Source organism: Ferrovum myxofaciens, from assembly GCF_013181415.1.
Taxonomy (GTDB): domain Bacteria; phylum Pseudomonadota; class Gammaproteobacteria; order Burkholderiales; family Ferrovaceae; genus Ferrovum; species Ferrovum myxofaciens.
The window spans coordinates 1,029,058-1,043,753 of sequence record NZ_CP053676.1; the positions used below are offsets into that span (position 1 = coordinate 1,029,058).

At 53.8% G+C, this 14,696-nt stretch carries 8 protein-coding genes; 4 read left to right on the top strand and 4 right to left on the bottom strand.

The annotated features are described in order from the left end of the window. Window positions 1–62 precede the first annotated feature (62 nt). Both HO274_RS05000 and HO274_RS05005 read right to left on the bottom strand, forming a co-directional pair. Window positions 63–3,662 carry a DUF4214 domain-containing protein gene (locus tag HO274_RS05000; protein ID WP_273121884.1) on the bottom strand — a complete coding sequence of 1,200 codons (3,600 nt, stop codon included), beginning with the start codon at window positions 3,660–3,662 and terminating at the stop codon, window positions 63–65. A gap of 460 nt (window positions 3,663–4,122) precedes the next feature. Beyond that, on the bottom strand, window positions 4,123–6,066 hold the full coding sequence (locus HO274_RS05005; protein ID WP_084190117.1) for a glycosyltransferase family 2 protein: 1,944 nt from the start codon (window positions 6,064–6,066) through the stop codon (window positions 4,123–4,125). A gap of 127 nt (window positions 6,067–6,193) precedes the next feature. On the opposite strand from HO274_RS05005, the gene HO274_RS05010 reads away from it, so the two are divergent. Genes HO274_RS05010 through HO274_RS05025 form a run of 4 tightly spaced genes read left to right on the top strand, consistent with a single transcriptional unit; the run spans window position 6,194 to window position 12,603 of the window. Next, window positions 6,194–7,003 (top strand): ABC transporter permease, encoded by an 810-nt coding sequence (locus tag HO274_RS05010; RefSeq protein ID WP_273121887.1) that lies wholly within the window; start codon window positions 6,194–6,196, stop codon window positions 7,001–7,003. After that, window positions 6,993–8,288 carry an ABC transporter ATP-binding protein gene (locus tag HO274_RS05015; RefSeq protein WP_273121889.1) on the top strand — a complete coding sequence of 432 codons (1,296 nt, stop codon included), beginning with the start codon at window positions 6,993–6,995 and terminating at the stop codon, window positions 8,286–8,288. The genes HO274_RS05010 and HO274_RS05015 overlap by 11 nt, the downstream gene beginning before the upstream one ends. Then, window positions 8,285–11,254 (top strand): class I SAM-dependent methyltransferase, encoded by a 2,970-nt coding sequence (locus HO274_RS05020; RefSeq protein WP_273121890.1) that lies wholly within the window; start codon window positions 8,285–8,287, stop codon window positions 11,252–11,254. The genes HO274_RS05015 and HO274_RS05020 overlap by 4 nt, the downstream gene beginning before the upstream one ends. Then, entirely contained in the window at window positions 11,251–12,603 is a 1,353-nt protein-coding gene (locus HO274_RS05025) for an ABC transporter ATP-binding protein (protein WP_273121892.1), read from the top strand. The genes HO274_RS05020 and HO274_RS05025 overlap by 4 nt, the downstream gene beginning before the upstream one ends. Here HO274_RS05025 and HO274_RS05030 read toward each other — a convergent pair. Both HO274_RS05030 and HO274_RS05035 read right to left on the bottom strand, forming a co-directional pair. Continuing rightward, on the bottom strand, window positions 12,576–13,820 hold the full coding sequence (locus HO274_RS05030; RefSeq protein WP_031597295.1) for a radical SAM/SPASM domain-containing protein: 1,245 nt from the start codon (window positions 13,818–13,820) through the stop codon (window positions 12,576–12,578). The two genes, HO274_RS05025 and HO274_RS05030, sit on opposite strands and share 28 nt — an antisense overlap. Further along, window positions 13,820–14,638, bottom strand: a complete 819-nt coding sequence (locus tag HO274_RS05035; RefSeq protein ID WP_273121894.1) for a class I SAM-dependent methyltransferase — start codon at window positions 14,636–14,638, stop codon at window positions 13,820–13,822. The genes HO274_RS05030 and HO274_RS05035 overlap by 1 nt, the downstream gene beginning before the upstream one ends. Between the last annotated feature and the right edge of the window lie 58 nt (window positions 14,639–14,696).

The window sequence follows — 14,696 nt, forward strand, 5'->3', positions numbered from 1 at the left end:
AGGTGGGGTTTTCGTGTTTGTTTCAACCCACGGTGAACTGTGGGCATCTCCGGTGAGGGGGATTAGGCTATAACAACGTGACCCGTCGCAGCTGTAACAGTGTGCGTACCAATCAACTCAATCATTGTTGTATTGGTCGCGCTTGCTACTGCCGTCGCCAAACTCTCAGCCACGTAAGTGTTACCACCGAAAACCGAGTACGCAACATTATGAGCAGCTGCAGACGCAGCAGATTCAACTGCTGTAATCGTTGCGGCTGCCGTTGAACCTGCTGTTACTGCAGCAAGCACTGTATTGGCGTTGGTATCATTGGCAAACACAATTTGATCACCCGCTACAGCCCCCGTAACAACCAAGTTAGGCACTGTAGCGAACGCGGTACCAGCACTACCAATCGAAATTGAATCAATCCCAGTAGTGGAGGTATGCGTTCCCAGTGTAACGTTGTATACACCAGTGGTATCGGTACTTGCTCCGCCCAGAACGATCAGGTTGGAACCTGTGCCGACCGTAACAGTGTTGACACCAGTGATACCAGCATCAGTGATGCTGTTGTCACCATTGCCTGCGGTAATCGTGCTACCAGCACCTGCCGTGATGGTATTAACACCATTGCCAACAGTGATGGTGTCAGCGAAGGTGCTGCCAGCGATCGTATTGGTTCCATTGCCATCGGTGATAGTTGCAGCAGCACCTGCTGTAATGGTATCGCCAGCATTACCGCCGGTCAGAACGTCCCCTGCAACCGCATTACCAGTGATCGTGTTAGCCGCAGTGGTGCTGCCAGTGATATTCAGTGGATTGGTTGTAACTGCAGATGCATCAACCGTCACCGCACCTGTTGCGGCACTTGCATTGATGGATGTATTAACGTTACCTGCAAACACTCCAAATGTGATAGAGGTTGTACCGGCCCCATCAATGTTGATATTTGTAAGGGCGCCATCATTAGCCGTAATCAATGCCGTAGACGGAATAATAATGTTATCAACAGCAGTCAGATGCAGAATTTCCACACCGGCCAATGTTGGTGTAAGAGTCAGTGTGCTTGCCCCGCTGTCACCCGCATTCGCAGTAACGTGAACAGTATCGATCTGACCAGGATTGGTTGCGCCAGTAACACCCAGTGTGAATACAGCATTCCCCAGCGCAGTTACGTTTCCGGCTTGTGTGGCATTCAATCCATTAATTATTTCTGTGCCAGCACCAAGATCGATACCGGTAAAGGTTGATTTGGTAAAGTTTCCAACGTTTACGATAGCTCCCGTAACTTCCAAGGTATTAAAGTTAGAAAACTCGGCTGCAGAAGCCAATTGTGCCGTTGTGGAACTGGAAGGTGCTAGCGCATAGTCAGAACCAGCTGTGATGGAAAGCGTGTTATTTACACCAGTTCCAGCATTCACTGCAACAGTTTGAACAGCTGCATCTGCAGTTGTGATGGTGTTACCACCAGTAGCGCCACCAACAAAGGACTGGCCAGCAGCCAAGGTAATTGAGTCGCCGCCAACAGAAGCGGTAACAACTGCATTAGCAGCCACCAACGTATCACCCGTGAAAGTCACGCCAGCAGTGCCGGAGATATTTACAGCTGTTGCGAGACCTGCCGTCAAAGTGATGGTGTCGCCAGCCGTATCGGTCGTGACAATATTCACCGTGGTGGCGGCTGCATCAGCGATGATGCTGCCGTTCACTGTGTTCAATGTCAGTGTATCTGCGTGGCCGATGGTCGTGTTATGGATCGTTACGTTATTAACCTGATTGGACAGCGAAACATTGGTCAAAGCATTGCCTATCAATGTTGCAGCACCTGCATTGTTCAATGTTACAGAAGTCAATGTATTGCTGAGGGTCGAACCATCAGTAACAGCGACAGTGCCTTTATAGTTTCCAGTTGCTGAGAAACTAGCCAGTGCAGTATTAGTGGTATCAGTGTAAACAATGCTTGCAGCAGCACCATCAGTGGTAACAACATTACTAGCAGCAATGGCAGCATTTTGCGCCAAGGTAGCCGCGTTAGATGCAGATGTACTTGCATTGGTTGCAGCCGTAACGATGGGTGCCAACGCGGCAACTGCAGCAGTATCAGCTTTCGCTTGAGTTCCACCGGTAGCATTCGCCGCAGTATAGTAAGCACTGTCAATCGTTGCCCTTTGTGCCTGAGTAAGGAACCCAGCAACTTCTGAAGCCAGAGTTGCTGCATTCACAGTAGCCTGAGTAGATGTAGCTCCCGCATCCGTCAGAGTAGTATTGAGTGCGTTCAAGCCAGTTACCGCTGTCGTCAGCACCAAGCCAGCATTTGTTTTGGCAGTAGTAGCCGTGACGGATGCCGCTGATGCTGTGGTCGATGCAGTCACATCCGCTTGCTGGGTAGCGTAGGATGTTGCACCAGAAGCAGTCGCGCTAACTGCTGTACCGCCAGTCACCGTAACATAACCTTTAGAAGCAACCGTAACAGCTCCGGCAGCCTGAATATATACAGCAGCTCCTAGACCAGCCGGAGTTGTAACGGTCCCAGCAGTAATCGCGCCAGTACCAGCAGTTACTGTAGCAGTTGCCACTACCGCAGCAGTACCTGCACCAGTATCCGTAACGTTAACCGCACCTGCTGCTGCTGTAGCCGCTGCTCCAACCAAGCTTCCACTCGTATAGCCGACATCAACGATACCACTCGTAGTTACGGTGACATTGTTGCCACCTGCGGTCACTACCTGGTTCGCCGTACCATTAGAGATGTCTGTAATGTTTGTCGTCGCTGCAGCCTTGATTTGATCGCCATGCGTTCCTGCAGAAGTCACACTCACAGTTGTCACACCGGCAATGCCTGACGTATCAAAAGATGTAGAACCTAAATTGCCTGCATTACCAGCAGTCGTCAGCGTAATAGTTTGAACGCCGGAGATTGTCGCGCCAACAGGGATTGTGTCGTATGCGGTTGCAATGCCATCGGTCAGCTTCAGTGTGTTGCCCGTGCCAGTAGCAGTAATCGAGTCTGCACCACTCAGTGTCGCTGTAGTTGCAGGGGCTCCAGCATTGTTATCCAGAGCTGCGTTGATTACGCTATTGCCCGATGGGGTGATGGTGTCCACACCTGTAGTGAGCGTGAATGTCGTCGCTTGTGCTTGTGTGCCTGCACCAACCACGCTGGTCACATCTGCAGCCACTGTGCTGAAGGTGGTCATTATCGTGGAACCACTGGGAACGGCGCTGGTCAGCGCTGCACGTGCTGCGGATGCTGCTGATGATCCGCTGTAACCAACGATATCAGGGGTACTGTTGGTCATGGCGCTCGTGAAGGCATTGGCGTAGGCCAAACGGTTGGCAACCGTGACGTAATCCGTGCTGGTTGTGGCCTCGCTCAGCACAGCGTTATAGATGGCACTGACCAGACTGCCGATTGTCTGGGCACCGGATGTGAGTTGTACACCCCAGTAGGTCAAACCGGCGGGATCAGCCTGGCGACCAAGCACATTCAGATAGACCTGTTCCACTTGCGCAGCCGGGCTCATCCCTGCATACATATTGGCGAATTCTGCACTGGCTGCAAAACCGGCAGTCATGGCCGCCTGACTTTGACCTTCCCAGTAGTTCAGACCGATAACATCCGCAGGGCGCCCAAAATAGGCCAGATAAGCCTGCTGTACTTGATTGGCGGTAAGAGCCATTGTATTTCTCCCATAAATTGACGAATTATATAAATCTAAACAACCGGACAGAGTCTAGCCCACGGTACTCAACCTTGGGGGCATTGTATCTCCTGCTGTTCTGTTATGACAACCACTATTTCAGACTCCATCATACGAATGTTCCAAATACCACATAGTAAATTCATTTTGGACAAGCGCTCCCACACGCATCATAGCAAGGCTTGTGGCCATATCATGTGACACTCATCACTTTTTATGAATTTTTGTCAGTAATCTGCCCTCGCACTGCCCCTCCATGAGGCTGATGACCAGCGGTGTGGCGGTGACGCTGATGCTGAAGGCTTCATTCATCCAGTGATGATGAAGTAGAGGCCGGAGCGCAAGACTGCATCATCGTCCGGCGAAAACTTGGCGGAATCTGCGGCCAATGCCCGTTTCATACTATATATCCACCCTATCCACCGGACCCAAGCAAGGACTACCCCTGTCCGCCATTATTTTCCGATACCGGAGTTCGGGTCCGGCTGAATATTCGTCTTTTTATTTCCTTATTAAAAACCAGAGGGTTGTTGACTTTCCAGCAGGTTGAGTCGGGATTCAAGTTCGGATTGAAATACGGGTCCCCAACCTCTAGAAGTTTGGCCCATCTTTCTTTAAAAAATTCAGTATCCTGCGGGTGTTCATCGTGTCCTAAACTCTTGCCCCGAGTGAATGATTCATGATGAATCAACGCCGCGCGCGAACACTGAACCACTCTATAACCGGCATCGATAACCCGCAGGCATAAATCCACATCACCAAAACCAACCGCCAATGACGGATCATATCCGCTGACTGAGTCAAACGCTTCTCCCGATATCAACAGACAGGCTCCGGTTACAGCCGATACCTCATGGTTGGCAATAAAATTCCCGTTATACCCGATGTTGACAGATCCGCCTGGTAAATACTTCTCCACAAACTTCCCGAAATGCTCTGCCGGACCGGACATGCCAACACATACTCCCGCATGCTGGTAAGTCTTGCCGTCGGGATAAAACAAGTTTGCGCCAACGATCCCCACGTCTTCATTCTGAAATAATTCCAGCATCTGGACAAGCCATCCTTCTTTTATGGCTTCTATGTCATTATTGCAGAACAGGTAATGACTGTAACCGTCATGTAACTGCTTGACAGCAAAATTATTTATCTCGGAAAAATTGAATTCACCCTTGTATTCAATGATTTTATGACGTTCTCTTATCGAGTTGAAATATTCTATGGATCCTTCGTTTTCCGATTCATGGTCAACGACTACAATATCGTAATCCACTCCGACCACCGTTCGTTCAATACTTTCAATGCAAACCCTGAGGATTTCATGATGGTTTTTTGTTGGAATAATGATCGCGACGTTTAATCCTTTTTTTAACGGATAACACGTTTCAAAAAAATTAAAACTTTTGCTTGGAACGGCATACGCATTCTCTCCGCAGCGCGAAAGGTGGTTGTTGATCACTCCCGTAGAGACCGTCATCACCTGATCATACTGTTTGTGACCAGAAGAATTCGGCAATTGACGCCAAAGGTAAAGTACCTCTGGTATATGGACGATTTTTCGTGCCTTCTCGGTTACGCGCAAAATCAAATCATAGTCTTGAGAGATGGCCAGGCTCTCGTTGAACCCCTCCAACTCCCGCAACAATTCCGTACGGAATGAAACGAAATGAACGATATACGGGTGCGATCGTAAAAATTCCATGGAGAAGGCCGGACGAAAGGTGAAGGATGTGACACATCTTCCGTCCTGTGAAATCAATGCTTCATCGGAGTAAATCATATCCGGCTCATCCTCGAGAACGGATTCTGAAATACGGAACAATGCCTGTTTTTCCAACTTGTCGTCGTGATCGAGAAGTGCGACATAAGTACCCTGGGCCATTGCCAAAGCCCGATTGCTGGCCGCAGAAGTTCCGGTATTGAAACTGTGAAAATTCAGATGGATACGACTATCCAGTGCAGCATATTTTTCCAGGATTTCCCGTACATGGGGTTTGGTTGATCCGTCGTCGGCAACGCATAATTCCCAGTGCGGATAAAGTTGGCCCACCACTGAATCCAGGGTCTCCATCAAAATTTCACGCGGGGTATTGTAGGTTGGCATAATCACCGAAATGAGCGGGAACGATTCCCTCTTGCGCAATTTTTCTTCAACATGTCTTACGATTATTTTTGATTGTGATGAGACATAGGATTCCCACACCTCTGCATTATCGATATTACCCACAAGAATATTGATAATGGTCTGTTTTAATGATGTTATACCACCGCCGTACAAACTGGTCAGCAGCCTCTTCAATGAGGGCAAAAACCTTTTTGGGTCAGATGCCCAATAAACAAGAAATCCACCACATATCTTTGATATTCTGACCGCTTTTCGCATAGGTTTTATTAATCAATAGGTTAAAAAATGCCAGTTTGGAGATAGAACAGTTCTCGTGTGTGGCCGATCTGTAGCATAGAGTATAATATGGCCTTCCCTACTCCGTTGAGCGGCTTCGGAATTGATAATGCGTTTTTTCTGGGACCCCCTGACCCTTCCCGCCCGACACAGGGTCTTACTGCGCCGTCTGGCGCGGCGCGAATTCGAGGCCAGATACCGCGGCTCGATATTGGGTCTGGCTTGGGCAGTGATCACGCCAGTGGCCATGATGGCGGTCTACACTTTTGTGTTCCACTCCGTGTTGGCGGCCCGCTGGCCCGGTCACGCCGTTGACGACAGGATGGGCTATGCGCTGAACCTACTGGCTGGGCTGATCGTATTCAACGTCATCGCCGAGTGCCTGGGCCGGGCACCACGACTGATCCTGGAAAATCCGAGTTATGTGAAGAAACTGGTTTTCCCGGTGGAAATCCTGCCGGTGGTGGCGCTCCTGGGCGCCATGATCTCCGCTTCGATCGGTTGCCTTGTACTGCTGCTCATCCAGTGGACGATGGTGGGTCCGCCATCACTGGCTATCCTGCTGCTGCCGCTGCTCGTCATGCCGCTCCTTTTTTTGTGCCTGGGTGCCACTTATCTACTGGCAGCACTCGGGGTATTTCTGCGCGATATCGGCCAGATCATCGGCCCCCTGGTGATGGTACTGATGTTTTTGTCGCCCGTGTTCTACCCGGCGGAAAGCGTGCCCCAGCCCTGGCGCGACTGGCTGGTACTCAATCCGCTGGCGGCGACAATCGGCTGGGTACGGGGAGCCGTTTTACTCGGCAACCTGCCCTCGGCCGGGACCTATTTCGGCCAACTGGTAGCCGGGATACTGTTTCTTGCGCTGGGCTACCGGACATTCATGGCTTTGCGGCCCAGTTTTGCCGATGTCGTCTAAATTTCCGGAAGGCGTCCTTGCCTGCACGGGGTTGGGCAAAGCGTATACGATTTACGCGCGCCCGGAGGACCGCCTGAAGGAGTGGCTGAAAGGCGGTCACCACGGGGACACTTTCTGGGCTCTGAGGGATGTATCGCTGAGCATACGCCCCGGTCAAACAGTGGGCATCATCGGGCGTAACGGATCAGGCAAATCCACCTTCCTGCAAATGGTGGCCGGCATTCTCAACCCAACCGAAGGCGTCCTCCATACCCGCGGCCGCATCGCCGCACTGCTCGAACTCGGCACCGGCTTCAACCCCGAATTCACCGGCCGCGAAAACATCCGCCTCGGCGCCTCCCTCCTCGGCCTCGACCCCGACACCATCGAAGCACGTATCCCCGACATCGCCCACTTCGCCGACATCGGTCACTTCTTCGATTATCCCGTCAAACTCTATTCCTCAGGCATGCATGCCCGCCTCGCCTTCGCCCTCGTCGCCCACGTCGATGCCGATCTCCTCATCGTCGATGAAGCCCTCGCCGTCGGTGATGCCGCTTTCTCCCAAAAATGCATGCGTTTCATGCGCGAATTCCGCAACCGTGGCACCCTCTGCTTCGTCTCCCATGATGCCGCCGCCGTCATCAACCTGTGCGATTCCGCTCTCTGGCTCGACCACGGTAAACTCCAAGCCTTCGATGACGCACGTTCCGTGTGCCGGGAATATAATGCAATGATGTTGGGCCAGACGCGACAACAGGGAATTCATCGATCAGGCGGGCGCATTCTGCCCCCTCCCGTGGTTACCGAAATACCGGAGCCCTTGCTGACGGCCCCCGTAACGGAATGGCCGGACTGCTTCCTGGATACAGTCGATTTGGTCGATGAAACAGGCGCTTCGGTCCATGCCCTACGGGGCGGTGAGCGACTCTCCCTGCAACTGTCGGGAAGGATCGACAAGTCCGACCCGTCGCTGAATGCGGGATTCATTTTCAAGGATCGATTGGGGCAAGCCCTGTTTGGCGCTCTGACCGATGTCACACTGAACGCGCATTGCGATGCAGACGGAAGTTTCGAAGCACGATTCATTTTTGACCTGCCTATGCTTCGGGCCGGAGATTTTTCCTTCACGGCAATACTGGCATCACAATGCGATCATTCATTGATCGTCCGGGCACGCCGCGATGAGGCCTTCGTCGTTCGCCTCGACCCGCAACGGGTGACTCACGGGCTGTTGCCTATTCCCGTCGAGGTTGATTATCGTGTTGTTTCAAGAGTCCATAATTTCAGAAAGAGTGAATCATGAATAATATATCCCCCGAGACGCTGTCCCGCCTGGGTACGTCCCTGGTCTTCGCAGAACCTGCCCTGGTCAGCCCCGACACGGCCTGGAGTTGTCATCTGCCCTTTGCTTTCTGGCTGGTGGAAGCGTTACGCCCGAATATCCTGGTCGAACTGGGGGTGCACAACGGGGTTTCCTACTGTGCCTTTTGCCAGGCGGTGGCACACCTGGGTTTGCCGACCGCAACCTATGGCGTGGATACCTGGCAGGGGGATGCTCACGCCGGTTCCTATGGCGACCGGGTATTCGACACCCTGCGTGCCCATCATGATCCGCGCTATGGCAGTTTTTCCAGCCTGGTGCGCACGAACTTCGATGCGGCACAAACACATTTCTCCCCAGGGTCCATCGATCTGTTGCACATTGACGGTCTGCACACCTATGAAGCGGTACGGCACGATTTCGAAACCTGGCTACCCTTGATGTCTGAGCGCGGGGTCGTGCTGTTCCACGATACCATGGTGCGTGAACGCGATTTCCGTGTCTGGAAACTATGGCAGGAACTGAGTGGCCACTACCCATCATTTTCTTTCCCCTTTGGCCATGGACTGGGGGTTCTCGGCGTAGGCAGTCGTTTACCTGATGCGATTGACTGGTTGCTGCGCCAGACCAGCCTGGGTAACCGTGGTGCGGTGGTTCGTTTCTTCTCCGTACTGGGGGAAAGACTGGAAACCCGTTCAGGAATGGCACGCGCCTTGCGGGACGGCTTGCAGGAACGAGAGCGCCACAAAACTCAGGTCCACAGACTCATGACTGAAGTCTCTGAACTCCATGAGCAAAGAGCGTCCGCAACAAGCGCGCTGAATGCCTGTCGCGCTGAGATTTCCCTTCTCAAAACCTCGACTTCGTGGCGAATCACGGCCCCTCTGCGCCTTGCAAATCAGAAAATCCACCAGATCATGGATAGCCGCACGACCCCCGATGTCTCAACTGTCGTGCCCACGCCCGTACCTGAGTCCTGCCAAACAGAACTCAAACAGGACTATCCGTTGCGCGAAGCATGGTACGACAGCGAATTGCCTGAGGTGTCATTGGTTGTCCTGAACTACAATCGCTCGGACCTGACGCTCGCCTGCCTGGATTCCCTGTGGGAACATACGACGGACCACCGTTACGAAATCGTATTGGTGGACAATGGCAGCGATGCCGGTGACTTCCTGCAATTGGCACCTTCCGTCGTCGGTGCACGCATGGTCCGCCTGGGCATCAATCGATTCTTCAGCGAAGGTAACAATATCGGCTTTGAGGCTTCCCGTGGCCGCTATGTGGTGTTTCTGAACAATGATGTCACGGTGACGCCGGGTTGGCTTGCACCGCTGATCCGCCGCCTGATAAATGACCCCGGCATCGGCGCCGTCGGCCCCAAGATGGTGTATCCCAACGGGGTACTGCAGGAAGCAGGGGCAGAAGTTCGTCTCGACGGGAGCAGTTGCCAGTTCGGTAAAGGTGGGGATCCTCTTGACCCGCTCTATGGAATGGAACGGGAGGTCATGTATGTCTCGGCAGCAGCCCTGGCCCTGCGCCGCGAAACATTCGAACAGGTTCTTGGGTTCGACCTGTGTTATGAGCCGGCATATTACGAAGACAGCGACCTGTGCATGAAAATACGACAGGTGGGATTGCGCATCGTGTATTGTTCGGATTCCACCATAGTGCACCACGAGAGCGCTACTTCCCGCGATCTGGTCCAACAACTCCGGCTCGACACCGTCGTTCCGCTGAACCAGGCACGCTTTCTGGAGCGTTGGAAACCGGTCATGACCGGCGAAATCGCTACCCTGGCCGGATTGATTCCCCCACCCGCCCCGCCCCTCCTGCATCAGGCAGAATTACCTGATGTCCTGCTTTACACGCCTTATCCTCTCATTCCCGGGGGAGGCGAACGTTATCTGCTCACCATTGCCGCAGGACTTGCCGGGCTTGCCAATGTCACGCTAGCGACCCCATACCCCTATTCACGCCTCAGACTGCGCACCATGGGGCGCGAGTTGTCGCTCGATCTGGATGCCGTCGACATCACCACGCTCGATCAGGCGACGAAATTTTCGTCTTACGACTGGTCGATTGTAATCGGCAACGAGGTGGTTCCTGCAATTCCCGCAAAGGGAAAGCGTAACCTCTTCATATGCCAGTTTCCCTTCCCGGTTCCGGAGCAGGTGCTGGTGGATAGATGGAGTTACGCTGACGGCTACGAGCGGGTGGTGGTGTACAGCCCGTACGTCCAACGTCATTATTCCTCCTTGTTGTCAGCTGTCGGCAAACCGAAGTTGCCGATCTCGGTTGTCAGCCCACCTGCACCGTCCGTGTTGGCGCCCGATGCAGCGACCCCGGTGAAAAAATTCATGATATTGGGCGTCGGACGCTTCTTCGTTGGAGGTCATGCCAAGCGCCAGGATCTCATGATCGATGCTTTCCAGAAACTTGTCGTTTTGCATCCTGAAGCGGAATTGCACCTGGCCGGTTCGCTTTCCACCGATAGCGAGTTTCGCGCCTATTTTGTCGATTTGCAAAAGAAAGCCGAAGGATTGCCGATCTTTTTTCATCCCAATGCTTCTCCTGAACAACTGGCCCGGCTTTATGCCGATGCTTCACTTTACTGGCATTTGTCGGGGTATGGTATCGATGAAACAAAAGAAGCCTATCGCTGCGAACACTTTGGCATCACTATCGTCGAAGCCATGTCGGCCGGTTGCATTCCCCTGGTGGTCAATCGCGGCGGCCCCCCGGAAATCGTTCAGCAGGGAGTTACCGGCCATGTGTTCGAATCTCTCGACGATCTCGTGAAGATCAGCGACCGAATCCTGTCCTCGCCGGAGGATGATGCGGACATCGCCACCCTACGAAAAGCCGCGATGAAAGCAAGCAAGCAATTCAGCAGCGCACGTTTCACCGCTGAGTTTCTAAGCCTGATGGAGCTTTCTGGTCGATGACCTCACAGAAGAATCCCGGCAATGGCATGGATATCCTAACCGAGCACGTCATTGCCTGCGCCGAATTGGGCAAAGCGTATACGATTTACGCGCGCCCGGAGGACCGCCTGAAGGAGTGGCTGAAAGGCGGTCACCACGGGGACACTTTCTGGGCTCTGAGGGATGTATCGCTGAGCATACGCCCCGGTCAGACAGTGGGCATCATCGGGCGTAACGGATCAGGCAAATCCACCTTCCTGCAAATGGTGGCCGGCATTCTCAATCCAACCGAAGGCGTCCTCCATACCCGCGGCCGCATCGCCGCACTGCTCGAACTCGGCACCGGCTTCAACCCCGAATTCACCGGCCGCGAAAACATCCGCCTCGGCGCCTCCCTCCTCGGCCTCGACCCCGACACCATCGAAGCACGTATCCCCGACATCGCCCACTTCGCCGACATCGGTCACTTCTTCGATTATCCCGTCAAACTCTATTCCTCAGGCATGCATGCCCGCCTCGCCTTCGCCCTCGTCGCCCACGTCGATGCCGATCTCCTCATCGTCGATGAAGCCCTCGCCGTCGGTGATGCCGCTTTCTCCCAAAAATGCATGGGTTTCATGCGCGAATTCCGCAACCGTGGCACCCTCTGCTTCGTCTCCCATGATGCCGCCGCCGTCATCAACCTGTGCGATTCCGCACTCTGGCTCGACCACGGCAAACTCCATGCCTTCGATGACGCACGTTCCGTGTGCCGGGAATACCAGGAATCGATCAATGTCGAGCGCCGCGGAGGGTATTCGAAGGCCAAAAAAGATCCTCTCTCCAGCCCATCCTTCACAGCCTCTGCCGGGCGAGGATATTCGCAGTTTGCAATCGGAGCGTTCGACCCTGAAGGACCATGGCATGGATTTCTGGAAGCGCGCATCGTCGATGCTGAACTTACCCGGGCAGATGATCCGTCCTGCCGTATCTTTCAAGATGGCAACCGGGTACACCTACGGGTGACAGCGCGTTGCGACAAAGACCTGGCGAGTCCAGTCATCGGTTTTTCCTGGAAAGATGCGCGCGGACAGGAGATCTTTGGCGGCAACACGCTCGCCGCCCTGAGCGACAGCGAAACATTGTTGGCCGGGGAAGGCTTCGTCGCCGAATTCACCTTCACACTCCCTGTGTTGCGCACAGGGATCTACTTCATCACCCTGGCACTGGCAGAAGGCGACCAGTTCAACCATGTGCACCACCACTGGATGGATGAAGCCTTTACCCTCCACGTCACTTCCACAGCGCCGGTCATCGGCATCATGGATATTCAATGCGAGTGCAAAATACACCATGGTCTCTCTCAACCCCCTGGAATCCTGCCCCCGTAGTGCCGGACAAAGGCATCAGGCTGGCTGCGCACCAACTCGAAGGCGCGATCCAGAAATGCGTCGCTCCCGCCCAACGTCTGGAAATAATGGGGAATGATGAGGTCGGCACGCCCGGAATAGAGATCAAGCATCGGCAACGGCATCTGACAACCTTCGCAAATCGTTCCCTGCCGGACAAAATCGTCCACTGAGACGATTGAATCAAGTTTGCCCGTACGACGTAATTTCCCGAGCAATTGGTGCCCCGCCACATCCCGTCGCGATGCCTGCACTGCCGCGCCGTTCCATATATCGGAAAAACGCGCGGTCCCCGGCGTCACGAAGCCAAAATCCCAGTCTGATTCCCAAGGAGCACAGCAGGGTGAAACGCTGCCATCGGCATTGATGACGGAGTAATAGTAGTGCCAGCCGCAACTCTGCTCCGAACGTCTGCTGATGCTTTCCGGATCGAAGGGCATTTCTCTCTGCTCAAAGAATCCTTCGAGAACCTCTCCTTCCCTGTAGCTGGGCAGGAATTCAGCGCGCAATGGCTCGGACAAGGCGGCTTCACGGCGCACGAACTCGATACCATGATCAACGCAAAAACTTCGCGCCATTTCGATTTCAGGTTCGTTGAACCGAAACACCAGGAAGTTCCAGACGATCTGGGTATCTAGGCCGAGACGGTCGCGGGCGGCAGCGAGTTTCAGCAAGTTGTCGCGGGCGAGTTCGAAGCGGCCTTTGACCCGGTAACGCCCGTAAGTTTTCTGGCTGAAGCCATCGATCGAGGCTTCGATCCGGTCGATGCCTGAATTGAGCAATTCGTCGATGAACGGATCGCCCAGTGGCAAGGAAAGATTGGTGTTGGTGTCCACAGCAATGTCTCGCCGCACGAGCTCCCGGATGAAGTACGGCAAATGCTTGTTGAGGAGAGGTTCTCCCCAATTGTAGAGGTGAACGAAAAATAAGGTGTCACCCAACTCGTCGAGCACGGCATCAAAAATTTCCCGACTGAGCAGACCACGGGAGCGGTAAGCAGTGCGGCCATGCCCAACCTTACCGGCATTCTCCAGTCCGGTCGGACACATCGGGCATTGGAGTTGACACAGGGAGGCAGGGTCGAGCAGCAGTACAAATGGCCGCGAACGAACCTGTTCGACCCGCAAGGCGCGCTCGTAGTGGGCCAACAGAAAATTTTCGAAGGCGCGGCGGGTCTTCTTGCGCGGAAGGAGTGCCATCAGAAAGCCCTGACAGGACGGCGAGCGCTAACAATATACGCATACAGCAGCGGCGCATCCGGATCGGCTTGACTCAGTTCAGGCCAGTAGTAACCGACGGAAAGTTGCGGTTGATCGTGCACGTGGATATCCTCGAACCCCGCGCGGGCAAGACGGCTCAAGATATCCGACTCGCAAAACAGGCGCATTTCCAGTGTCATTCCCTCTCCGCCATGAAAGACAAGGTTATCGTAGACCTGCAACTTGCCTGCTTCATCGCGGTTGACCAGTATTTTACCCCCACGAAAATCAAGTATCTCGTATTCACTCAAGCCGGGATAGTGTTCTGCGGTGCACGCAGTGCGCGTATAGGGCACGCTGAATATGAGACTGCCACCGGGCTTCAGAAGAGTCAGCAGATGATTGAAACCTCTCTGTAAAGGCGGCAGGATATGTTCGAAGACATCACTGCTGATGACGAAGTCGTACTTGCCCCACTGTGCTTCGTCCAGATTCTGTATATCAAACCGTGGCATGCGATCGTAGAATGTGTTCTCGTAACGGAATTTCCTGCTGAGCAGATCGGCGTATCCGGGCCAATCGCTCATGCCGAGACCGGCAATATCCACGCGTCCCGGCCAGTCCCGCAGGGGCAGGTCATTTCCCTCACCCACCAGACCAGCGAGTACATGGATGATTCCCCGGAAACGGGCATTCGACCCACATTTTCCACAAAGCGCCAGTTCGCGGCGGAACTGCCGGTTATCGAGTCGGTTCATAGCGCCGCAGATGTTACAGTGGTACTCGATGACTTCGGGTGCTTCAATGGGTAATTTCACTTCATTGATCCTTGCAGGTCAGCAATACCTGATTATAGTGGCTATGAGCCATGGGCGG